This is a genomic window from Arthrobacter sp. zg.Y820 (assembly GCF_030125555.1).
In the GTDB taxonomy this organism is placed as follows: domain Bacteria; phylum Actinomycetota; class Actinomycetes; order Actinomycetales; family Micrococcaceae; genus Arthrobacter_B.
Window position 1 is genome coordinate 238,500 of sequence record NZ_JASKLX010000001.1, and the last position, 20,213, is coordinate 258,712.

The window sequence follows — 20,213 nt, forward strand, 5'->3', positions numbered from 1 at the left end:
CTATGTAAGACAACATTTGGCGCCGGCCTCTGCCCGGCGCCCTCCGGGCTCGGCCCGGCCCCACTGATGGAGAACCCCGATGCGCCGTATTCCTGCCCGCTCGCCGGCGGCTGCCCTGCTGCTGGCGGCCGCGCTGACGCTCAGCGCCTGTTCTGCCGGGTCCGGCGGGTCCTCGGCCCCCGATGCCGGCGGCAGCGGCAGCGGAGAAAACAGCGGCACCACCGGCGTCGTCGTCGCGCTGACCGGGGAACCGGCGAACCTTGACTTCACCACCACCGCCGGCGCGGCCATTCCGCAGGCGCTGATGGCCAATGTGTACGAGGGGCTGGTGGAAATCGACCAGGACGGAACGGTCCAGCCCCTGCTGGCATCCTCCTGGGACATCAGCGAGGACCGCACCACCTACACCTTCACCCTGCAGCCGGACGTGACGTTCAACAACGGTGCGGCGTTCACCGCCGAGGACGTGAAGTTCAGCTTGGAGCGCGTGAAGTCGGACTGGCTCTCCTCCCTGAAAACCAAGATGGACGTCGTGGAGTCCGTCACCGTGCTCAGCGACACCGAGGTGCAGGTGCAGCTCTCGCGCCCCTCCAACGCCTGGCTGTTCGATCTCGGCACCCCCGTGGGCGCCATGTTCGACGCAAGCGGCGTCGCGGACCTGGCCTCCACCGCCGTCGGCACCGGACCCTTCACCATCGAGGCCTGGAACCGCGGGGAGTCCATCGACTTCGCGGCGCGCCCGGACTACTGGGGGACCGCGCCCAAGGTGGACACCGCGACGCTGCGCTACTTCGCCGACGCCGTCGCCACCACCAACGCGCTGCGCTCCGGGGACGTGGACGTGGTCTACAACATGCAGGCCCCCGAGCTGCTGCCGACCTTCGACGGCGACGACGGGTTCCAGGTCCTGGAGGGCACCTCCAACGGCGAAATCGTCCTGTCCATGAACAACGCCCGCGCGCCCTTCAACGACATCCGCGTCCGGCAGGCAGTGCTGCACGCCGTGGACCGGCAGGCCGTGTTGGACACCGCGTGGAGCGGCTACGGCACATTGGTGGGCGCGCCGGTGCCGCCCACCGACCCCTATTACGAGGACCTCAACAACACCTACCCCTACGATCCGGAGAAGGCCCGCGCGCTTCTGGCCGAGGCCGGCGCCGAGAACCTGGACATCACGTTCACCGTTCCCACCCGGCCCTACGCCACCGCCGTGTCCGAGATCGTGGTCTCCCAGTTGGCCGAGGTGGGCATCAACGCCACCATCGAATCCGCTGAGTTCCCGGCCGTCTGGCTGGACCGGGTCTTCACCCGGCACGACTACGACATGTCGGTGGTCCTGGCCGTGGAGAGCCGCGATGTGCTGACCATGTTCAACAACCCGGACTACTACCTCGGCTACGACAATGCCCGGATCAAGGACACCGCCGCAGCCGCGGACGCCGCCGACGAGGCAGGATACGTCTCCGGCATGCAGGAGGTGGTGCGCACGATCAACGACGACGCCGCCGCCAACGTCTTGTTCCTGTTCCCCAATATTGTGGTGGCCAAGGCCGGCGTCACCGGCCTTCCCGCAAACTCGGTCACGGAGGCGCTGGATCTGGGCGCCGTGGGCTGGCAGTAGCCCAACGTGGGAATCCGCCTGCTGATCAACGCGGCACGGTTTGTGCTGACCTTCCTGGCAGCCACCGTTGCCGTGTTCTTCTTCATGCGCGCCATCCCCGGGGACCCGGCGCAGATTGCGCTCGGCGTCAACGCCACCCCGGAGCTGCTGGAGCAGACCCGCCGCGAATTCGGCACCGATCGCCCGCTCCCGGTGCAGTACTTTGACTGGGTGTCCGGCCTGCTCCGCGGGGATTTCGGCACCTCATACATCACCCGGACCGACATCAGCCCGCTGGTCCTGGACCGGTTGCAGGTCTCGCTGATCCTGGTCGGCCTGGCCATGGCGGCGGCCCTGCTGATTGCCGTGCCGTTCGGCACGCTGGCCGCACTGCGGCACCGCAAACCCAGCGGCGTGCTGCTCAGCGGCCTGAGCCAGCTGGGTGTTGCGGTGCCGGGCTTCCTGGCCGCGATCATGCTGGTGGTGGTGTTCGCCGTCGGGCTGGGCTGGTTCCCGGCCAACGGCTGGACCCCGCCCGGCGTGGACTTCGCCGATTTCCTGCACCGGGTCACCCTGCCGGTGCTCGCCCTGGCCTCGGTGCAGGGTGCGGTCCTGACCCGCTACGTCCGCTCCGCCGTGCTGGAAGTGCTGAACGAGGACTATCTGCGCACCGCCCGCGCCAAGGGCCTGGGCAAGCTCGAAGCCCTGGTTCGGCACGGGCTGCGCAACGCCGCGGTGCCGGTGCTGACCGTGGCCAGCGTGCAGCTGGCGGCGCTGATCATCGGCGCCGTCGTCATTGAACGCGTCTTCGTCATCCCCGGCCTGGGCTCCATGCTGCTGGACGCGGTGGGCAACCGGGACCTGCTCACCGTGCAGTCGGTTGTGATGGTGCTGGTGGCCCTGACCCTGATCATCAACCTGCTGGTCGACGTGCTCTACACCATCGTGGATCCCCGGCTCAGGAAGCGCATATGACCGTCCGGAAAATCTCGCCCACCCTGCTCTCCGGCGCCGTCCTGGTTGCCGTGGTGGTGCTGGCCGCCCTGCTGTCCTTTCTCTGGACCCCGTACGACCCGGTGCAGGCGTTCCCCGCGGACCGGCTGCAGGGGTCCAGCGCCGAACATCTGATGGGCACCGACCGCTACGGGCGCGATGTCTTCTCCGGCATCCTGTACGGCGCCCGGATCACCCTGTTTGTCGGGCTGGTGGCGGTCGGCATCGCCGCGCTCATCGGCACCCCGCTGGGCATCCTCGCGGGCATGCGCCGCGGCGCGGTCGAGGAAGTCACCATGCGCGGCGCGGACATCCTGCTGGCGTTCCCGGCGCTGCTGCTGGCGATCATGTTCGGCGCCGTCTTCGGCGCGGGCACGACGACGGCGATGGTCGCCATCGGGATCGGCTCCATCCCGGGCTTCGCCCGTGTCGCCCGGTCCGGAACCCTGCAGGTCATGAGCACCGAGTACGTGCTGGCCGCCCGGGCCGCCAGCCAGCCGGCGCTGCGCATCGCCCGCCGGCATGTGCTGCCCAACATCGCCGGGATGGTGGTGGTGCAGTGCTCGGTCACCTTCGGGCTGGCGGTCCTGGCCGAGGCCGCGCTGTCCTTCCTGGGCCTGGGCACTCCGCCGCCGGTGCCCTCCTGGGGCCGGATGCTGCAGGAATCGCAGCAGTTCCTGGGCACCTATCCGTCCTTGGCGCTCTGGCCCGGCGCGGCCATCGCGGTGGCGGTGCTCGGCTTCAACCTGCTCGGCGACGGGCTGCGGGACCGGTTCGATCCCAAACTGAACGGAGAACGCTGATGGTGCGGCCGCTGCTGGATGTGGCCGGACTGACCGTCGCGGCCCGGGAGAAGGTGCTGGTGCAGGACTTTGCGCTGACCCTGGCCCGCGGCGAGCGGGTGGGCCTGATCGGCGAATCCGGATCCGGCAAGTCCCTGACCGCTGCGGCCCTCATGGGGCTGCTGCCCGAGGGTGTCTCCGCCACCGGCTCCGTGCGGCTGGACGGTGTCGATCACGACCTGATCGGCGCCTCCGACCGGCAGCTGAGCCGGCTGCGCGGCAACCGGCTGGGCATGGTGTTCCAGGAACCCCTGACCGCCCTGAACCCGCTGATGAAGGTTGGGCAGCAGGTCGCCGAGGTGCTCACCCGGCACCGGACCGTGCCCGGACGGGCGGCCGCGGCGCAGCGCAGTGTGGACCTGCTGGGCTCCGTGCAGCTGCCGGATCCGGCCGAGGCCGCGCGGGCCTATCCGCACCAGCTCTCCGGCGGGCAGCGGCAACGGGTTCTGCTGGCCATGGCACTGGCCAACGATCCCGACCTGCTGATTTGCGACGAGCCCACCACCGCCCTGGACGTGAGCGTGCAGCGCCAGATGCTGGAGCTGATATCCGACGGCGTCGCGCGCCGGGGAAGCGGACTGCTGTTCATCACCCATGACCTGGCCGTGGCCGCGAGCATCTGCGACCGCATCCTGGTGATGCGCAGCGGGACCCTGGTGGAACAGGGCGCCACAGACGAGGTGTTTTCCCGGCCGCAGCATCCCTATACCCGGGGGCTGCTGGCCGCCTCGGACCTGACCGCGACGGACGGCAACGGCCGGCTGTTCACAGTGGCCACCGCAGCCGGCTATACGCCGGCGGCCGCCCGGGCCACGCCGCCGGCTGCCCGGGCCACGCCGCCGGCGCCCTCCGCCGACCAGGCGCCCGCTGCCGACCAGTTGCCGGCCGCCGAACCGGCACGAGCCGCGGAACCCGCGCCGGCCGCCGTCGAACGCATCCCGACGCCGGACGAGGCGCCGGCCAGCCCGCTGATCCGGGTCCGGGACCTGACCCGCATCTACCGCCGCCAGCGCAGCTCGCTCTTCCGGCCGCCCGCCGAGGTGCACGCGCTGCGGGACGTTTCCTTCGATGTAGCCGCCGGGCAGCGGTTCGGTGTGGTGGGGGAGTCCGGCTCGGGCAAGTCCACCCTGCTGCGCATCCTTGCCGGGCTGGACCTGCCGTCGTCGGGCAGCGTGACGGTCGCCGGCAACGAGGTGGCCGGCTCCCGGGAGGGACAGCTGCGGGACCTGCGCCGCGAGCTGCAGATCGTGTTCCAGGATCCGATGGGGTCCCTGAACCCGCGGATGCGGGTGGGCGACATCATCGCCGAACCGCTGCTGCTGCCCGGCGTGCCCGTGCCCGCGCGCCACCATGCCGGGGCGGTGGCGCAGATGCTCGCCGCCGTCGGCTTGCCGCAGGAGGCCGCGGACCGGTTCCCGCACCAGTTCTCCGGCGGCCAGCGGCAGCGCATTGCCATTGCCCGCGCGCTGATCTGCGAACCGCGGATCCTGGTGGCCGATGAGCCGGTCAGCGCGCTGGACGTCTCGGTGCGGGCCCAGGTGCTGAACCTGCTCTCCGACCTCGTGGACAAATACCAGCTCACCCTGGTGTTTGTCTCCCACGACCTGGGCGTCGTGCGGCACCTGTGCGACACGGTGGCCGTCATGCACCGCGGCCGGATCGTGGAGACCGGTCCCACCGAGCAGATCTACGCCGCACCCGCACACGAGTACACGAAGACCCTTGTGGCGTCGTCGCTCTCGCTGCATGACGGGGAGCGGATGCGGGCTGCGGCCACGCCGTAGCCGGGGCAGAGGACACACGGGGCAACACGCGCCGACGGCGGGCAAAGCTGGTTATACTTCCAAACAGCTTCAAGAACTGCGGCCGCCAAGCTCCGACTTGGCCGCATACCAACCCCACGCTCGTTGGGTGGTTCGGATGAAGAAGTGGCCTGCACTCGCCTTCGGGCAACCGGTGCGGGCAAGAGCACGCCGAAAGGACCGGCGCACGCCGCCGTATTCTCATGGACAACTTCCCAGCGCCCCTCACCGGCTCACAGTTACTCAACGGCTCACAGCACTCCAACCCTCCGGAGCCGCAGCCGGCCCTGCAGGCAGTGTCGCTGCACGACTATGAACTGCTGGTGACCACCCGTGCCTCCTTTGTGGATTTCCTGCTGGGGAACGGAAGAACCGCGGTATGAACACTTCCTCGGGGCTGCTCCTGGACATTGGAATCCTCACCCGGATCCGCGGCGCCAGCCCGGACCCGGTGATCACGGACTTCCTGGCCCGCAGGCGGCACCAGCGGATGTTCATCTCGGCGTTGAGCCTGTGCGAACTGTCGCCCGCCCGGGACCCGGACAGCGCCGCGGAGGACGGCTGGGTCCGGGAACTGGCCACTCGCTTCGCAGCCAACATCCTGCCCGTGGACCATCACGTTGCGCTCGCGTGCGAACACAACGGTCCCCTCAGCCCGGCCGTCCTTGCGGCAACCGCCCGGCATCACCACTTGACCGTGGTCAGCGCCGATGCTGCCCGCTATGCGGGCCTGGACGTCCGGGTCCTGGATCCGCTGGCGGAGCCGCAGCCGCGCCCGGTTGAACCCGGTGACATCTGATTCCGGACGCGCATGCTCCCCGTGAGAGAATGCATCGACTCTGGTGACCGCGAGCACAGTGGCTTGCGGCTGCCCAAATCTGCGTAGGTAAGGATTTCTGGCTCATGGCCGACAACAGTTCTGTTCCCAGACCACCGGTCGCGCATGCGGACCGGGTGGATGACGACGGCGGTGCTCCCGCGAAATGGAAGGTCGTCGGTCCCGGACTGGTGGTTGCCGCCACCGGCGTGGGCGCTGCCGACATGGTGGCCACCCTCGTCGCCGGTTCCAAATACGGTTACGACCTGCTCTGGGCAGTGATCCTGGGCGTGATCCTCAAGATCATCCTGGTGGAAGGCGCCGGACGCTACACGCTGGCCACCGGCAAGACCATCTTTGAAGGCTGGCGCTCACTCGGCAAGTGGACCACCTGGTACTTCGGTCCGTACATCATGATCTGGGGCTTCGTCTACGGAGCCACCGCCATGTCCTCCGCCGCCTTGCCGCTGGCGGCGCTGTTCCCCGGCATCCCGCTGTGGGCCTTCGCCATCCTCATGGGCCTGGCCGGCTTTGTCATGGTCTGGTTCGGCCGGTATGCGACCTTCGAAAAAATCACGGCCGCGCTGGTCGGCATCATGTTCATTACCGTGGTGGGCCTGGCCATCATCGCCGCGCCCAACTTGCCCGAAATGTTCTCCGGCCTGGTCCCGCGCATCCCCGAGGGGGGCGTGGTCTACACCCTCGCGCTGGCCGGCGGCGTGGGCGGCACCATTACCCTCGCCGCATACGGCTACTGGCTGCGGGAAAAGGGCTGGTACACGCCCAAGTGGATGAAGGTCATGCGCATCGACAACTCGATGGCCTACGTGATGACCGGCATCTTCGTGATCGCCATGCTGATCGTCGGCGCCGAGGTGGTCCGTTCCGCCGGAGTCTCGCTGAGCTCGGGCGACGAGGGCCTGCTGGACCTCTACGACGTCCTGAAGGCCAAATACGGCGACGTCGTTGGCACCGGGTTCCTGGTCGGATTCTGGGCTGCGTCCTTCTCTTCCATCATCGGTGTCTGGAACGGCGTCTCCCTGATGTTCGCCGATTTCTGGGGCAACATGCGCGGCAAGGAATCCGGGCACCCGGACACCCGGATCGGCGGAAAGTACTTCAAGTTCTACATCCTCTGGCTGACCTTCCCGCCGATGCTGCTGTTCCTGCTCGGCAAGCCGATCGGTCTGATCCTGGCCTACGGCGTCCTCGGATCGCTGTTCATGCCGTTCCTGGCCATCACGCTGCTGGGCCTGCTCAACGGGCGCCGGGTCCCCAAGGCCTGGGCGAACAAACTGCACACCAACATCGCTCTGGGAGTCACCGCACTGCTGTTCATCGTGCTCGGCATCCAGCAGCTCGTTGACGCCGTTGTGAAGGCGTTCTAAAGCTCCGCGACTGCCCGGAGAACCCCGGACGCACCACCCGAACTGCCCTGCCGCAACTCCCCATCGCGGCAGGGCAGTTTAGCGCAACGGAAACACTTCCGACAGGCCCTCAACCGGGGCTAAAAAAAGTGCTCACGCCCCATCTACGCCGCGATTCCCCTCAGCTACGCTTGAAGGGCGAGAAGAGGTTGCAGCATGGAAAGTTTCGCGTCAGATGGCCTCAACCGGCTCATTTCAGGGCGTTACCGTCTTATCGAACCCATAGGCCACGGTGGCATGGCCACCGTCTATCGAGGGCAGGACGAAGCACTCGGCCGTGACATCGCCGTGAAGCTCTTCCGGGCCAGCGCAGTCTCTCCGGACGACGTTGACCGCCAGGAAACCGAAATGCGGTTACTGGCGTCCCTTTCCCACCCGGGCCTGGTGACACTTTTTGATGCCGGCAAGGACGACGCTGGCCGCGACGACGGCGAAGCCGGCGAACCCCGTGCCTTTTTGGTCATGGAGCTGGTCGACGGACCCGATCTGCGCAAGCACCTCCGCGACGTCGAGCGCATGTCCCTGGCCGATGCCGCGTACGTCGGTGCTGAGCTGGCCGGGGCGCTGGCCTACATCCACGGCCGCGGGGTCATCCACCGCGACGTCAAGCCGGCCAACATCCTGCTGCCCCCGGTGATCACCGGAACCCTGCCGAGGGCCAAGCTCACCGACTTCGGCATAGCGCGGATGCTCGACGGCGCCCGGATCACCGCGGCCAATGCCACGCTCGGCACGGCCAACTATCTGAGTCCGGAACAGGCCAGCTCACAGGATGTGGGATTCTCCAGCGACATCTATTCCCTGGGGCTGGTGCTGCTGGAAGCCGTCACCGGACGCATCGAGTTCGGCGGCAGCGCCGTTGAGGCAGCGATCGCCCGCCTGAGCCGAAACCCCGAAGTTCCGGATGAGCTCGGAAACTACTGGTGCTCGCTGCTGAAAGCCATGACGGCACGGGACCCCGATCAACGGCCGACGGCGGCGGAAGTCTCGGCAACGCTGCTGGAGTACCGCTGGTCGTCGGCTGAGACGGCGTCGGCCATTCCTTCAACCGGGCAGGGCGGGGGAACGGACACTGCTGACGACGGCGGCGTTCCCACCGGCGGAGTTCGCACCGCAGAGGATCCCCGCATCCCGGGCCGGACGGGTGAGCAGATGCCGGAACAGATGCCGGAACCGGAACCCGACCCCGAAAAGCTGTCCGCTCCCCATGATCCGGCTCCTGCCCGCGTCAAGCTGCCGCAGGGTTCGGCGCGAACGGGCGGCGTGTACCGGGCCGTGTCCCCGCCCCGGTTCCCGCCCCGGGTTGGATCCGGCCGCAAGCGAGCTGCAGCCGCGGCGTCGGTCTCCCCGGGCACCGTGCCGGCGCGGCCCTCGCGCCTGGCGCTGGCGGGGCGGACGCTGCTGGCAGTGGTCGCGATGGCTGTGCTGGCAGCGGCAGTGATGCTGGTCGCCGATCGGATGGGCATCTTCCCGCAGGATCAGGGATACCCCCAGGTTCCCGGGCAGCTCGGACAGCATCTCGAGGAACTGCAGGAGAGCGTCGCGCCATGAGGCACCGGCGGGGCTGGCTGCTTGTGGCTTCGGGAACCGTGATCGCCGTGGCAGCCCTGACGGGATGCGAAGTCTCCAACCTGGGACCGGGGGCAGCCGAGGAGCTGCAGCAGCAGGTTTCGGACGTGAGCGAAGCCGCAGCGGCCGGCAGCTACGAGCAGGCTCTGCAGGCCCTGGACGATCTGACGGCGCGGCTGGACACCGCAACACGGCAGGGGGAGGTGTCGCTCAGCCGCCGGGAACGGATCAGCGATGCCATGGACGCCGTGCGCCTGAGCCTCGAAACCGAGATCGCACGCCACGACGATGCGCCGGCTCCCGGGCCAACGCCCGCTTCGTCGTCCGGCTAGCCGGCGACAGCCGTTAACCGGAGATACTGGAGTCATGACTTCACCAGCCAGTGTTTCCGCCATGCCTGCCCCCGATGACCGCTGTCCCTGCCTGAGCGGTGAGACCTACGGCGGTTGCTGCGGCAAGTATCACTCCGGAGCCGGCACCGCGCCGACGGCCGAAGCACTGATGCGTTCCCGGTATTCGGCCTTTGCCATCGGCGACCGGCAGTACCTGCTGGATACCTGGCACCCCTCGACCCGTCCGGCAGATCTGGAGCTGGACGCAGAACTGCAGTGGCGGCGCCTGGACATTGTGGAAACCTCCGCTGGCGGGCCGCTGGATGACCGCGGCGTCGTACACTTCCGTGCCCACTACCGCTCCGGAGCCGCCCGCGGCGTGCAGGAGGAAACCAGCCGCTTTGTCCGGATCAGCGGAGACTGGCTGTACCTGGACGGGGAATAGCCCGCTGCACTTCCGCTGCCTGCCGCACGCTCCTAGCCTTAACGCACCGAACAAGCGAACAGGCGAGGACATCATGAAAGCACTTGTGTATGAAGGGCCGGGCCAAAAGTCCTGGAAGGACGTTCCGGATCCGAAAATCCAGGAACCCCGCGACGTCATCGTAAAAATCGACACCACTACCATCTGCGGCACCGACCTCCACATCCTGAAGGGTGATGTACCGGCGGTCACACCGGGCAGGATCCTCGGACACGAGGGCGTCGGCACCGTGACCGAAGCCGGGTCGGGCGTGACGTCCTTCAAAGTCGGGGACAAGGTGATTCTCTCCTGTGTCTCGGCGGACGGCTCCTGCAGCTTCTGCAAGGACGGGCTCTACTCGCACTGCACCGGAGATGAAGGACAGTCCGGCATCGGCTGGATCTTCGGCCACCTGATCGACGGCACCCAGGCCGAATACGTGCGCGTTCCCTACGCTGATACGTCCCTGTACCTGCTGCCCGAAAACGTCTCCCAGGAGCACGGCGTCCTGCTCAGCGATATTTTCCCCACCGGCTTCGAGATGGGTGTGCAGTACGGCCAGGTCCAGCCGGGCGATGTCGTCGCAGTGATCGGTGCTGGCCCCGTGGGGCTGGCTGTGATCGCGACCGCGGGACTGTACGGTGCGGCGAAGATCATCGCCGTGGACCTGGACGCCAACCGGGTGGAGCAGGCCCAAAGGTTCGGTGCCACCCACGGCGTGAACTCCGGGGACGGAAATTGGCGCGAACAGATCATGGAGCTGACCGACGGCTGGGGCGTGGACGTCGCGGTGGAAGCCGTGGGCATCCCGAAGACGTTCGAGATGTGCACCCAGATTGTCCGGCCCGGCGGCAACGTGGCCAACGTGGGGGTACACGGGACGCCCGTGAGCCTGGAGCTGGACCGGCTGTGGATTGAGAACATCAACATCAGCATGGGCCTGGTCAACACCAACACCCTCGCGATGCTGCTGAAGCTGATCGCCGAGGGCAAACTGCCGGCCGATGAATTCATCAGCCACCGGTATGCGCTGGACGACATCCTCCAGGCCTACGACACGTTCTCCAAGGCCGCTGAGACCAACGCACTGAAGGTGATCCTCAACGCCTGACCCGCCGTTGAGCGATAATGGTGGGGGCGGCGTGAACACCAGCCGCCCCCATTTTCAGTGAAAGAGGTTCCCATGTCGGCCGGCACCATGCTTGCAGCACGCCTTAATGTCCAGACGAAAGAGTTTGCGCTCCGGGAGGTTCCCATTCCGGATCCGGGTCCCGGCTTCGTCCGGGTCAAGGTGGGCGCCGCCGGGGTGTGCCTCTCCGACGTCCACCTGATCCAGGGCCTGCTGCACCCCCAGTTCCTCGAGGGCAACGAGGTGACGCTCGGCCATGAGGTTGCGGGCACCGTGGACCTGCCGGGTCCCGGCGTCACGTCGGTCGCGGCGGGGGATCGCGTCGTCATTCAGGCGGGCTATGAATACAACGGCGTCACCCTGACCATGGGAGTGGATTACGACGGCGGCTGGGCCGAGTACGTCGTCGTCCCGGCCGGTGTCCTGGTGCCGCTGGGCGACGACATCCCGTTTGACCAGGCCGCGGTCATTCCGGACGCTGTCTCCACCCCCTGGGGAGCCATCACCTCCACCGCCGACGTGCGCGCCGGTGAAGCGGTTGGCGTCTGGGGCATCGGCGGACTGGGCGCCCACGGTGTGCAGCTGCTGCGCCTGATCGGCGCCGCGCCCATCATCGCCGTCGACGTCCTTCCCGAGGCCCGGGCGCGTGCCCTCGAATTCGGCGCAGACTATGCCCTGGATCCGCTGGCCGCAGACTTTTCCGACGCCATGAAGGCAGCCACCGCCGGCAACGGGCTGGACGTCGCCCTGGACTTCGCCGGTGTCGACGCCGTGCGGGCCCAGGCGGTTAAATCCCTGGGACGGCGCGGCCGGCTGGTGCTGGTGGGGCTCAGCGGAACTCCGATCACCATCAGTGACAGCACCGGGTTCTCCTATGCCCGCAAGCAAATCCTGGGCCACTACGGTTCCGAGGCGCACCACGTGCCGCAGCTGGTGCACCTGACCCGGCTGGGCCGGCTGGACTTCACCAAATCGGTCAGCGGACGCCTCCCGCTGAGCGAGGCTGTCCAAGCGGTCAAGCAGCTCGACGCCAAGGAAGGCAACCCGGTCCGTCTGGTGCTCATTCCCTAGCCGTCCCCTGCCCATGCGCGCCGGGCCGGTCTACGCTGGAAAGACCGCAGCTCCCCACCCGACAGATGGGTTTGGCGTGAATGAATTTGTGGCCCAGCGCTTCAACGACATCCTCTTTTCCAGTTGGCAGCACTTCAGCCTGGTGGCCCAGTGCCTGGTGGTGGCCGCCGTCCTCGCAGTGCTCGCGGCGGCTCTGACCTACCGCAGCCCGCTCCTGCGCTCAGCGGCGGACAGCATCAGCGCCGTAGGCCTGACCATTCCGTCCTTCGCCCTCATCGGGCTGCTGATCACGCCCCTGGGCTTCGGGGTGCTGCCCGCCGTCGTCGTCGTCGGGTTCTTTGCCCTGCTGCCGATCCTCCGCAACGCCATCGTGGGGCTGTCGGGGGTGCCGGCCAGCACTGTCGAGGCGGCGCGGGGTCTGGGGATGGGACGGCTGCGCATCTTTTCCCGGATCGAGCTTCCGCTGGCGTGGCCGGTGATCCTGGCCGGTATCCGCGTTTCCGGGCAGATGGTGATGGGGATCGCCGCCGTGGCCGCGTACGCGCTGGGTCCCGGACTGGGCGGCTTTATCTTCTCCGGGCTGTCCCGGCTGGGCGGCGCCAACTCCCTGGAATCAGTGGTGACCGGAGTGGTTGGCGTGGTGCTGCTGGCCCTCATCCTGGATCTCCTGCTGGTGGGTCTGGGCAGGCTTACAATCCCGCGAGGTATCCGTGTCTGAAACCACCCTTCCTGCGCCTCAGCCCGCCGGCTCGGCAGGCATCGTGCTCCAGGACGTGACCAAGCGCTTTCCCGGACAGGACCGCTCGGCGGTCAACGACCTCTCCATGGAGATAGCGGCCGGCGACATGGTCATGCTGGTGGGCCCGTCAGGCTGCGGCAAAACGACCACCCTGAAAATGATCAACCGGCTCATCGAACCGACCTCCGGGCGGATCCTGCTCGGCGGGAACGACATCGAAGCGGTCAATGCCGACGAACTGCGCCGCGGCATCGGCTACGTGATCCAGGCGGGGGGCCTCTTTCCGCACCTGACCGTGGCAGCCAACATCGCCGTCGTGCCCTCCATGCTCGGCTGGGACAAAGCCCGGACCGGACGGCGGGTTGATGAGCTGCTGGAACTGGTCTCCCTGGACCCGGAGCGATACCGGGACCGGTATCCGAAGGAACTCTCCGGCGGCCAGCAGCAGCGCGTGGGCGTGGCGCGGGCCCTCGCGGCGGACCCGCCGGTGCTGCTCATGGATGAGCCGTTCGGCGCCGTGGACCCGATCACCCGGGAGCGCCTGCAGGAGGAAATGCTCAGCCTGCACGCAAACCTGCGGAAGACCATTGTCTTCGTCACCCACGACTTCGATGAAGCCATCAAGCTCGGTGACAAGATCGCCGTGTTCGCCGAAGGCGGGCACCTGGTCCAGTACGATTCGCCGGCCCAAATCCTCGCTGCCCCGGCCAACGACTTTGTCCGGCAGTTCATCGGTTCCGACGCCGGGCTCAAACAGCTGGGCCTGGCCCGGGTCCGGGACGTGCCGGCGCTGCCGGTAGTTACCGGAACGCCGCAGGAGGGGCCGCGGGAGCTGCTTGCCCGCGCGCTGGCGGCCGGCCAGGACTACGCGGCTGTCGTCGACGGCGACGGCCGGCCCGTTTCCTGGCTTTCGGTCGCCGAACTGGAACAGCTTCCGTCACTGCCGGTCCAGCCGGCGCCGGACCTGCCGCTGGTGGGCCCGGACGACAGCCTTGCCGACGCGCTGGATGCCATCTTGGTTTCCGTTCCGGGACTCGCCCTGGTGACCGATGCGCAGGGAAGGCTCGACGGCGTGATCGATGCCCCGCTGACCCTGCAGACCGTGCGTGCCCGGCGGCCCGCAGCGGCAGCGGTGGAGCCCGGCCGATCGCCGGGACAGCCCCCGGGAGCCCCGGCAGGTTCCACGGAAGCGGGGCGGTAATGAGCAGCAGCCAGATGGCCGGGCGGGTCGCAGCCCCGGCTCCGAGCTCGGCGGCGTCGAAGGAGCGGCGGTACACCAACACCGAAGCCGGTTCCCCGGCGCGGGACGATTCCCGGCGGGGGCTGGTCTGGCAGCTGGCCGGGATCGCCGCTGCGGTGGCGGTGCTGTTGTTCTGGCTCTCGGCAACCGACCTGACGCAGACGGAACTGGCCACTCTGGCCCCGGCCACGCTCTGGGTGTACATCGCGGAGCATCTGCGGCTGACCCTGTTCTCGGCCGTGATAGTCCTCGTTGTGGCTCTTCCGCTCGGCGTCCTGCTGACCCGCAAACCGCTGCGCTTCCTGACCGGGCCGGTGCTCGCCGTGGTGAACGTCGGCCAGGCTGCACCGGCGATCGGTCTCGTGGTGCTGCTGGCCTTCTGGCTGGGCTTCGGCTTTTGGACGGCGGTGGTGGCGCTGGTCCTTTACGCGCTGCTGCCGGTGCTGCGCAACACCATGGTGGGGTTGGACAGTGTGGATCCCCGGCTGGTCGAGGCCGGGCGAGGCATGGGCATGAGCGCCTCGCGGGTGCTGTTCCGGGTGGAGCTTCCCCTCGCCGTTCCCCTGATGCTGGCCGGGATCCGCACCGCCCTGGTGCTGCTTGTTGGAACGGCGGCCCTGGCCACCTTCATCAACGGCGGCGGGCTCGGGGTCCTGATCACCACCGGTGTGAACCTGAACCTTCCCCGGGTGCTGATCAGCGGCGCGGTCATGGTGGCACTGCTGGCCCTGCTGGTGGATTGGGTCGGCCGGTTGGTGGAGCATCTGGCCCGCCCGAAGGGACTCTGATGCTGACATCGCTGCGTACCAGGGCTGCTGCCGCGCTGGCTGCCGCGCTCGCCGTCGTCGTCCTGGTCCTGGCCGGCTGCGGACTGCAGCCGGCCGGTTCCTACGTTCCGCCGGTCGCGGCAGGAAGCATTCGTCCGATTGAGGGGCTGCCCGAGGGGGCGTCAGTGACGGTGACGTCCAAGAATTTCACCGAACAGCTGATCCTGGGCAAGATGTCGGTCCTCGCGGCCAAAGCGGCTGGGTTTGAGGTCACCGACCTGAGCAATGCTCCCGGCAGCCTGCCGGCCCGTGAACTGCTGCGCAGCGGGCAGGCGGACATTATGTGGGAGTACACCGGCACCGCCTGGCTGACCTATTTGGGCAACGAGCAGGGAATTCCGGACCAGCAGGAGCAGTGGCAGGCGGTGTATGACGCCGACGCCGCAAACGGGCTGACGTGGGGAGCGCCGGCGGAGCTGAACAACACTTATGCGCTGGCCATGAGCCGTGAGCGGGCCGAGGAACTGGGGGTGAGCAGCATTTCGGAACTGGCCAGCCTGCCGGTGAATGAGCTGACGTTCTGCGTGGATGCTGAATTCAATTCCCGGCAGGACGGGTTCACCCCGATGCTGCAGCTTTACGACCTGCAGCGCGGCAGCGTCGTGCCGGAGCAGAACATCGGGATCTATGACACCGGCGCGATCTACGGGGCTGTCGACCAGGGTGAATGCACGGTGGGGGAGGTCTTCGCCACCGACGGCCGGATCGATGCCCTGGACCTGGTGGTGCTCGACGATGACCGCAACTTCTTTCCCGCCTACAACGCGGCTCCGGTGATCTACACCAAAACCCTGCAGGACTATCCGGCGCTGGAAGGTGTCCTGGAGCAGGTCGCGGCGAAACTCAACGATGAAACCATGCGCTCGCTAAACCTCAAGGTGGATGTGCAGGGGGAGGAACCGGAGCAGGTCGCCTATGACTGGATGGTCGCGGAGGGCTTGGTCAGTCCGGCGGAGTAGGGGCTGCTACGCAAAGAAGGTCTGGATCTCGGCGAGGATTTCCTCCGGCGCTTCTTCAGGGAGGTAGTGCCCGGCGTCCACGGCGCGGCCGGTGACGCCGGGAACCGCTTTTTCCCAGAGCGCCAGGGGATCGAACTGAGTTTCGACGACGCCGTGCCGTCCCCAGAGCACGCGCAGCGGAACGTCGGGCGTGGTGCCGGCGTCGCGGTCTGCCTGGTCGTGTTCTAAATCGATGGTGGCTGCGGCCCGGTAGTCCTCGCACATGGCGTGGGCGGCGCCGGGGGAGGAAAGCGCCGCGGCGTAGGCATCCAGCACGGGCGCGGGAAACGGCGCCAGGCCGGCATGGCGGGTGCCCATGATGTTCTCCACATAGGACCGCGGGTTGGCCTCAATCAGGGCCTCGGGCAGCGGTTCCGGCTGGATCAGGAAAAACCAGTGGAAGTAGGACTCGGCGAAGGCCCGGTCCGTTGCCGCGTACATGTCCAGGGTGGGCGCAATGTCCAGGAACATCGCCCGGGACACCAGTCCGGGATAGTCCGCCAGCAGCCGGTGCCCCACCCGTGCTCCGCGGTCATGGGCGCACAACGCGAAGCTGCCGAAACCCCGTTCGGCACCGAAATGCTCCATCAACAGGGCGGCATCCTTCGCCATTTCCCGCTTGCTGTAGGTGGAATGGTCCGGTTCACCAACCGGTTTGGAGGAGCCGCCGTAGCCGCGCAGGTCCGGAGCCACCACCGTAAAGTCCTTTGCCAGAGCGTCGGCGATCCGGTGCCACATCAGGTGGGTTTCCGGATGCCCGTGCAGCAGCAACAGGGCGGGTTTGGGTGCTCCGCCTGCCGCGCTGCCGGTGTCGTCGGCCACCGAGATGCGGCCGGTTACGGTGATGCCGTTCACGTCCACAGTGAAGGGCTGGTAGCGGGCAAAGCCGGTCAGGCCATCGGTCATTGTCTTTTCCTTTTCAGCGCCGTCGTGTGCAGGGCCCCACCTAACCACCTCGACTCCTCCGCCGCCAAGGGCGGGGCTAGGCTTCCAGCATGGAATCCAACCTGCCCCGGGCCGAGTTCGCCTTCCCCGGCCCGCTCCGCGATGCCCTGGTCGCTGCCATCCTGGACGGTACGAAGACCAGCACCACCAGTCTGGCCTGCCAGTACGGCGGCGACGGCGGCGAACCGCTGCCACGCCCCGGCGACCGCTCCGTCCTGATCGACAGCAACGAAGACCCGCTGGCGATCCTGGAAGTGACGGAGGTCCGGCTGGTTCCGCTGGGTTCGGTGGATGTGCCGCATGCGCGGGACGAGGGTGAAGGCCACGAGCGCTTCCGCGTTGTCAGTACCTAGAAGTGGCGCAGGAAACGCTCGGGCCCGCTGAGGAAATTCCGCCAGTTGGCCACCAGTTCGAGCTCCTCCCACGCTGCCGGCCGCAGCCCCCACGGACCAACTTCCAGCAGCGTGGCACCGGGCAGCGCGGCGAGAATCGGCGAGTGGGTGGAGAGCAGCACCTGGGATTCGGGGTCGTCCAGGATTTCCTTCAGCGTGGCCAGCAGCGAGAGGCTGCCCGCAAAGGACAGCGCCGACTCCGGTTCGTCCAGGACCCACAACCCGGATCCCCGGAACCGGTCGCCTACCAGCTCCAGGAAGGACTCCCCGTGGGAGAGCGAGTGGAAATCGATGTCGGGGGAGCCGGTACTCGGGTTTTTTTCCAGATAGGTATAAAACCCGTGCATGGTCTCGGCCCGCAGGAAAAACCCCCGGCGGGAGCCGCCCGGGGTGCGGATCAGGTGCAGATGCTCAGCAAGGTCGGATTCCGTGGCCCTGGTGCTGTGCTGGGCACCCGTCGATCCGCCTTCGGGAGAGAGCCCGAAGGCCAGTGCCACGGATTCCACCAGAGTGGACTTGCCGGATCCGTTTTCGCCGACCAGGACCGTGGCGCGGCCCAGATCCAGTCCCTGGTCCAGCAGTTGCGCCACTGCGGGCACAGTGGCCGGCCAGCGGGTTCGCGCCAGCGGCAGGTGCTGGCTCTCCTGCACGCGCCGGATTGGATACGCGTGCGGAAGTGGAGTTTGGCTGCGGCCCATGGCGTCGATCATGCCACGACAGTCCAGTGGTCAGAAACCACTCAGAAACCGGTCAGCTCATCCCGCCACGCTGAGAATACGGCGCCCGCTTCGCCGTCGGCGGTGTGCGCCTGGTCGCTCAGGCTGCGGGCGACGGCGCCGGGCGCCGCCAGCTCGAACCGGCGCGCCCGGTGTGGTTCGGTCCCGGAGTCCGGCGGCAGCACCGCAGGGCGCCACCCCACCGCCGTCGTACTGGCCACGATCTTGGAGCTGCCCAGGATTCCGACGGCGCGGTCCCGCGGTCCGGTCAGGTCCAGATCCTCGTACAGGCAGTCGCCGTCCGGTCCGGTGGCACGCGTGATGCTGCGCAGCCGGCCGCCGGGCTCGCCGCTGCGGCCCAGCACCAGCGTCTCCCGGAGAAGCGCGCGGGCACCGGAAGCCAGCCGAAGCCGGGTCTCCCGGTGGACATTGGATCCGCCGGCGGAGACGAAGGATGCACCGTCCCAGATCAGTGCTGCGTTCTCACCCACCTCCGCGTGCAGCGACCAGCGGGAGGGCACCAGGTCGGCGTCGTAGGCCACCAGGCCTGCCGGTTCCACCACTTCCAGCGTGACGCCGGAGCCCACCGAAACCTCGATCCGTACGTCGTCGCCGCCCAGCAGCATCATGTGGATGCCGATCAGGGCCACGCGCAGGTGCAGCGGATTCCCGGTGCCGTGAACCGGACGCGGGGCCAGATAAAGCCCCTGGTCCAGCACCGAAAACCGTGCCCTGCCGCCGGACAGCTCAGTGGTTATGCGGGTGGACCTGGGCGCCGTCGGACGGGCTGCCTCCACGCGGAGCTCAGTGGCGGTGCTGGACAGCGTCCGGCTCCTCATCATGCGTGTGGATGTAGCCGCCGTCATCGTCGGCGTGGAAATGCGGCGCCATCGGCCCGGGATCCTGCGGAGTATGGGTGCCGGCGCGGTGCAGGGCCACCATGGAACGCACCCAGGCGCTGAGCTTGTCGATCGTGTCCTGCTGCTTCCGGGAGAGGGCCAGCACCGGCCCGCCCTCGCGTGCTTCGGTGGCATCGGCCACCATCAGCTCCACATCGACGTCCACATACGGGGCCAGGTCGATCTTGTTGATCACCAGCAGATCGGCGCGGGCGATGCCGGGGCCGCCCTTGCGGGCAACGTCGCCGCCGCCGGCCACGTCCAGCACAAAGATCTGGGCGTCCACCAGGGCGGGGGAGAAGGTGGCGGTGAGGTTGTCGCCGCCGCTTTCCACCAGCACCAGATCCAGCGGAGCAAAGTCTGCTTCCAGATCTTCCACGGCGAGCAGATTGGTGGTGACGTCGTCGCGGATGGCCGTGTGCGGGCAGGCTCCGGTTTCCACCGCGCGGATGCGTTCGGCGGGCAGGACGCCGGCCGAGCGGAGGAACTTCGCGTCCTCGTCGGTGTAGATGTCATTGGTGATTACGCCGATGGACAGCTCCTCGGACATGGCGCGGCAGATGGTGGCGATCAGCGAGCTCTTGCCGGTGCCCACCGGCCCGGCGACGCCCAGCCGCAGCGAACGGGTCGGATCGTCGGCGGACATGGCGCTTTCACTCTTCGGTGCAGTGTTTTCAGGCAACGAACAGCCTCCTTGTTCTTTCGGTGTGGTCTTCGGCCCAGTGCTCCATCCAGGGAGCGCTGAGGGCGGGGATGTCGTCAACGGTCTGCGTCTGCAGGGCTTCGGCGACGACGGCGTTGATCTGCGGTTCGGCCTTCAGGATCCAGGCGGTGGCGGACATCGGGTCGATGGGCAGCAGCTTCAGGGCGGCGGCAACCACTGACTGCGCATCGTCATAGCAGCAGAGCCGGGCCAGCTGCCGTTCGCCCACTCCCAGCGCCTGGGCCGCAACGCCCAGCGCCACCGGTCGGGTGGGACGCGGAGCTTCCCGTTTCAGGACGACGACGGCGGGGTCCCCGGGTTTGAGCGTCGCCGCCAGCCGCAGCATTCCCCGGCCCAGACGGCGGGAAGCTTCCCGCTGCGCGGCGGAGGGAGTCCGGGCGTCGAGCGCGGACTCCAGGGCGGCGAAACCGGGGCCCTGGGCACTGAGCTCCCGGGCATGCCGGTGCGCCAGCACGGCCGCCGAGGTCTCCATCCGGACCACGGTCTGCAGCCGGGACACCAGATAGGGATAAACGCCGTCCACCTGCAGCCCGGCCATTACCGCCGGCTCCAATCCGGCCGAATGCGAGTAGGCGCCCGAAGGCAACCGTGAATCGGCAAGGAGGAAGGCGGCGATTGCTGATTCCCCGGCACCGCTGGCACCCCCGGCACCCCCGCCGTCGTCGTCCGCGTTCGTCATGTCGGCGGC

The 20,213-nt window shown here is 68.0% G+C and carries 22 protein-coding genes and 1 riboswitch; of the genes, 17 read left to right on the top strand and 5 right to left on the bottom strand.

The window, feature by feature from the left end:
* The first annotated feature begins 79 nt into the window (after positions 1 to 79).
* From QNN99_RS01050 to QNN99_RS01125, 16 genes are all read left to right on the top strand, one after another.
* Complete coding sequence (locus tag QNN99_RS01050; protein WP_229964575.1) at positions 80 to 1,621, top strand: ABC transporter substrate-binding protein; 1,542 nt, start codon at positions 80 to 82, stop codon at positions 1,619 to 1,621.
* Positions 1,622 to 1,627: 6 nt separating this feature from the next.
* Positions 1,628 to 2,575 carry an ABC transporter permease gene (locus QNN99_RS01055; protein WP_229964576.1) on the top strand — a complete coding sequence of 316 codons (948 nt, stop codon included), beginning with the start codon at positions 1,628 to 1,630 and terminating at the stop codon, positions 2,573 to 2,575.
* On the top strand, positions 2,572 to 3,396 hold the full coding sequence (locus QNN99_RS01060; protein WP_229964577.1) for an ABC transporter permease: 825 nt from the start codon (positions 2,572 to 2,574) through the stop codon (positions 3,394 to 3,396). The genes QNN99_RS01055 and QNN99_RS01060 overlap by 4 nt, the downstream gene beginning before the upstream one ends.
* The gene (locus QNN99_RS01065; protein ID WP_229964578.1) at positions 3,396 to 5,219 is read left to right on the top strand and encodes a dipeptide ABC transporter ATP-binding protein; all 1,824 of its coding nucleotides are present in this window, start codon (positions 3,396 to 3,398) and stop codon (positions 5,217 to 5,219) included. The genes QNN99_RS01060 and QNN99_RS01065 overlap by 1 nt, the downstream gene beginning before the upstream one ends.
* A gap of 67 nt (positions 5,220 to 5,286) precedes the next feature.
* Positions 5,287 to 5,410: riboswitch (SAM riboswitch) on the top strand.
* A gap of 30 nt (positions 5,411 to 5,440) precedes the next feature.
* Entirely contained in the window at positions 5,441 to 5,620 is a 180-nt protein-coding gene (locus QNN99_RS01070) for a hypothetical protein (RefSeq protein WP_229964579.1), read from the top strand.
* Entirely contained in the window at positions 5,617 to 6,036 is a 420-nt protein-coding gene (locus QNN99_RS01075) for a PIN domain-containing protein (RefSeq protein WP_229964580.1), read from the top strand. The genes QNN99_RS01070 and QNN99_RS01075 overlap by 4 nt, the downstream gene beginning before the upstream one ends.
* Positions 6,037 to 6,140: 104 nt before the next feature.
* A complete protein-coding gene (locus QNN99_RS01080) occupies positions 6,141 to 7,442 on the top strand; it encodes an Nramp family divalent metal transporter (protein WP_229964581.1) in 1,302 nt (433 codons plus the stop codon).
* Between the two features lie 195 nt (positions 7,443 to 7,637).
* Positions 7,638 to 9,032, top strand: coding sequence for a serine/threonine-protein kinase (locus QNN99_RS01085; RefSeq protein WP_269439118.1), 1,395 nt, complete (start codon positions 7,638 to 7,640; stop codon positions 9,030 to 9,032).
* Positions 9,029 to 9,382, top strand: coding sequence for a hypothetical protein (locus QNN99_RS01090; RefSeq protein ID WP_229964583.1), 354 nt, complete (start codon positions 9,029 to 9,031; stop codon positions 9,380 to 9,382). The genes QNN99_RS01085 and QNN99_RS01090 overlap by 4 nt, the downstream gene beginning before the upstream one ends.
* A 34-nt stretch (positions 9,383 to 9,416) precedes the next feature.
* Positions 9,417 to 9,827 (top strand): YchJ family protein, encoded by a 411-nt coding sequence (locus QNN99_RS01095; protein ID WP_229964584.1) that lies wholly within the window; start codon positions 9,417 to 9,419, stop codon positions 9,825 to 9,827.
* A 73-nt stretch (positions 9,828 to 9,900) separates the two neighbouring features.
* Positions 9,901 to 10,956, top strand: coding sequence for a zinc-dependent alcohol dehydrogenase family protein (locus QNN99_RS01100; protein WP_229964585.1), 1,056 nt, complete (start codon positions 9,901 to 9,903; stop codon positions 10,954 to 10,956).
* A 72-nt stretch (positions 10,957 to 11,028) separates the two neighbouring features.
* The gene (locus tag QNN99_RS01105) at positions 11,029 to 12,045 is read left to right on the top strand and encodes a zinc-binding dehydrogenase (RefSeq protein WP_229964586.1); all 1,017 of its coding nucleotides are present in this window, start codon (positions 11,029 to 11,031) and stop codon (positions 12,043 to 12,045) included.
* Between the two features lie 76 nt (positions 12,046 to 12,121).
* On the top strand, positions 12,122 to 12,763 hold the full coding sequence (locus QNN99_RS01110) for an ABC transporter permease (RefSeq protein WP_229964587.1): 642 nt from the start codon (positions 12,122 to 12,124) through the stop codon (positions 12,761 to 12,763).
* On the top strand, positions 12,756 to 13,985 hold the full coding sequence (locus QNN99_RS01115; RefSeq protein WP_229964588.1) for an ABC transporter ATP-binding protein: 1,230 nt from the start codon (positions 12,756 to 12,758) through the stop codon (positions 13,983 to 13,985). The genes QNN99_RS01110 and QNN99_RS01115 overlap by 8 nt, the downstream gene beginning before the upstream one ends.
* Positions 13,985 to 14,812, top strand: a complete 828-nt coding sequence (locus QNN99_RS01120; protein WP_229964589.1) for an ABC transporter permease — start codon at positions 13,985 to 13,987, stop codon at positions 14,810 to 14,812. The genes QNN99_RS01115 and QNN99_RS01120 overlap by 1 nt, the downstream gene beginning before the upstream one ends.
* Positions 14,812 to 15,810 (top strand): glycine betaine ABC transporter substrate-binding protein, encoded by a 999-nt coding sequence (locus QNN99_RS01125; protein WP_229964590.1) that lies wholly within the window; start codon positions 14,812 to 14,814, stop codon positions 15,808 to 15,810. The genes QNN99_RS01120 and QNN99_RS01125 overlap by 1 nt, the downstream gene beginning before the upstream one ends.
* 6 nt (positions 15,811 to 15,816) lie before the next feature.
* Here the strand turns inward: QNN99_RS01125 and QNN99_RS01130 are convergent, their stop codons facing one another.
* Positions 15,817 to 16,755, bottom strand: coding sequence for an alpha/beta fold hydrolase (locus QNN99_RS01130; RefSeq protein ID WP_229964591.1), 939 nt, complete (start codon positions 16,753 to 16,755; stop codon positions 15,817 to 15,819).
* A gap of 89 nt (positions 16,756 to 16,844) precedes the next feature.
* Here QNN99_RS01130 and QNN99_RS01135 point away from each other — a divergent pair, with 89 nt between their 5' ends.
* Positions 16,845 to 17,147: an ASCH domain-containing protein gene (locus tag QNN99_RS01135; RefSeq protein ID WP_229964592.1), complete on the top strand. Its 303-nt coding sequence runs from the start codon at positions 16,845 to 16,847 to the stop codon at positions 17,145 to 17,147.
* On the opposite strand, the gene QNN99_RS01140 is transcribed toward QNN99_RS01135, so the two are convergent.
* The 4 genes from QNN99_RS01140 to QNN99_RS01155 are packed head-to-tail and all read right to left on the bottom strand — an operon-like array spanning position 17,144 to position 20,204.
* Entirely contained in the window at positions 17,144 to 17,896 is a 753-nt protein-coding gene (locus QNN99_RS01140) for an AAA family ATPase (RefSeq protein ID WP_442860453.1), read from the bottom strand. The genes QNN99_RS01135 and QNN99_RS01140 overlap by 4 nt on opposite strands.
* A gap of 29 nt (positions 17,897 to 17,925) precedes the next feature.
* A complete protein-coding gene (locus QNN99_RS01145; RefSeq protein ID WP_229964593.1) occupies positions 17,926 to 18,744 on the bottom strand; it encodes an urease accessory protein UreD in 819 nt (272 codons plus the stop codon).
* On the bottom strand, positions 18,707 to 19,447 hold the full coding sequence (gene ureG, locus QNN99_RS01150) for an urease accessory protein UreG (protein ID WP_229965030.1): 741 nt from the start codon (positions 19,445 to 19,447) through the stop codon (positions 18,707 to 18,709). Before ureG ends, QNN99_RS01145 begins: the two co-directional genes overlap by 38 nt.
* Before the next feature lie 28 nt (positions 19,448 to 19,475).
* Entirely contained in the window at positions 19,476 to 20,204 is a 729-nt protein-coding gene (locus QNN99_RS01155) for an urease accessory protein UreF (RefSeq protein WP_229964594.1), read from the bottom strand.
* Between the last annotated feature and the right edge of the window lie 9 nt (positions 20,205 to 20,213).

Bases quoted from the DNA above. Each gene is read 5' to 3' on its own strand.
- QNN99_RS01050 (WP_229964575.1), top strand. From the start codon at position 80: ATGCGCCGTATTCCTGCCCGCTCGCCGGCGGCTGCCCTGCTGCTGGCG.
- QNN99_RS01060 (WP_229964577.1), top strand. From the start codon at position 2,572: ATGACCGTCCGGAAAATCTCGCCCACCCTGCTCTCCGGCGCCGTCCTG.
- QNN99_RS01065 (WP_229964578.1), top strand. From the start codon at position 3,396: ATGGTGCGGCCGCTGCTGGATGTGGCCGGACTGACCGTCGCGGCCCGG.
- QNN99_RS01070 (WP_229964579.1), top strand. From the start codon at position 5,441: ATGGACAACTTCCCAGCGCCCCTCACCGGCTCACAGTTACTCAACGGC.
- QNN99_RS01075 (WP_229964580.1), top strand. From the start codon at position 5,617: ATGAACACTTCCTCGGGGCTGCTCCTGGACATTGGAATCCTCACCCGG.
- QNN99_RS01080 (WP_229964581.1), top strand. From the start codon at position 6,141: ATGGCCGACAACAGTTCTGTTCCCAGACCACCGGTCGCGCATGCGGAC.
- QNN99_RS01085 (WP_269439118.1), top strand. From the start codon at position 7,638: ATGGAAAGTTTCGCGTCAGATGGCCTCAACCGGCTCATTTCAGGGCGT.
- QNN99_RS01090 (WP_229964583.1), top strand. From the start codon at position 9,029: ATGAGGCACCGGCGGGGCTGGCTGCTTGTGGCTTCGGGAACCGTGATC.
- QNN99_RS01095 (WP_229964584.1), top strand. From the start codon at position 9,417: ATGACTTCACCAGCCAGTGTTTCCGCCATGCCTGCCCCCGATGACCGC.
- QNN99_RS01100 (WP_229964585.1), top strand. From the start codon at position 9,901: ATGAAAGCACTTGTGTATGAAGGGCCGGGCCAAAAGTCCTGGAAGGAC.
- QNN99_RS01105 (WP_229964586.1), top strand. From the start codon at position 11,029: ATGTCGGCCGGCACCATGCTTGCAGCACGCCTTAATGTCCAGACGAAA.
- QNN99_RS01120 (WP_229964589.1), top strand. From the start codon at position 13,985: ATGAGCAGCAGCCAGATGGCCGGGCGGGTCGCAGCCCCGGCTCCGAGC.
- QNN99_RS01125 (WP_229964590.1), top strand. From the start codon at position 14,812: ATGCTGACATCGCTGCGTACCAGGGCTGCTGCCGCGCTGGCTGCCGCG.
- QNN99_RS01130 (WP_229964591.1), bottom strand. From the start codon at position 16,755: ATGACCGATGGCCTGACCGGCTTTGCCCGCTACCAGCCCTTCACTGTG.
- QNN99_RS01135 (WP_229964592.1), top strand. From the start codon at position 16,845: ATGGAATCCAACCTGCCCCGGGCCGAGTTCGCCTTCCCCGGCCCGCTC.
- QNN99_RS01140 (WP_442860453.1), bottom strand. From the start codon at position 17,896: ATGATCGACGCCATGGGCCGCAGCCAAACTCCACTTCCGCACGCGTAT.
- QNN99_RS01145 (WP_229964593.1), bottom strand. From the start codon at position 18,744: ATGATGAGGAGCCGGACGCTGTCCAGCACCGCCACTGAGCTCCGCGTG.
- ureG (WP_229965030.1), bottom strand. From the start codon at position 19,447: ATGTCCGCCGACGATCCGACCCGTTCGCTGCGGCTGGGCGTCGCCGGG.
- QNN99_RS01155 (WP_229964594.1), bottom strand. From the start codon at position 20,204: ATGACGAACGCGGACGACGACGGCGGGGGTGCCGGGGGTGCCAGCGGT.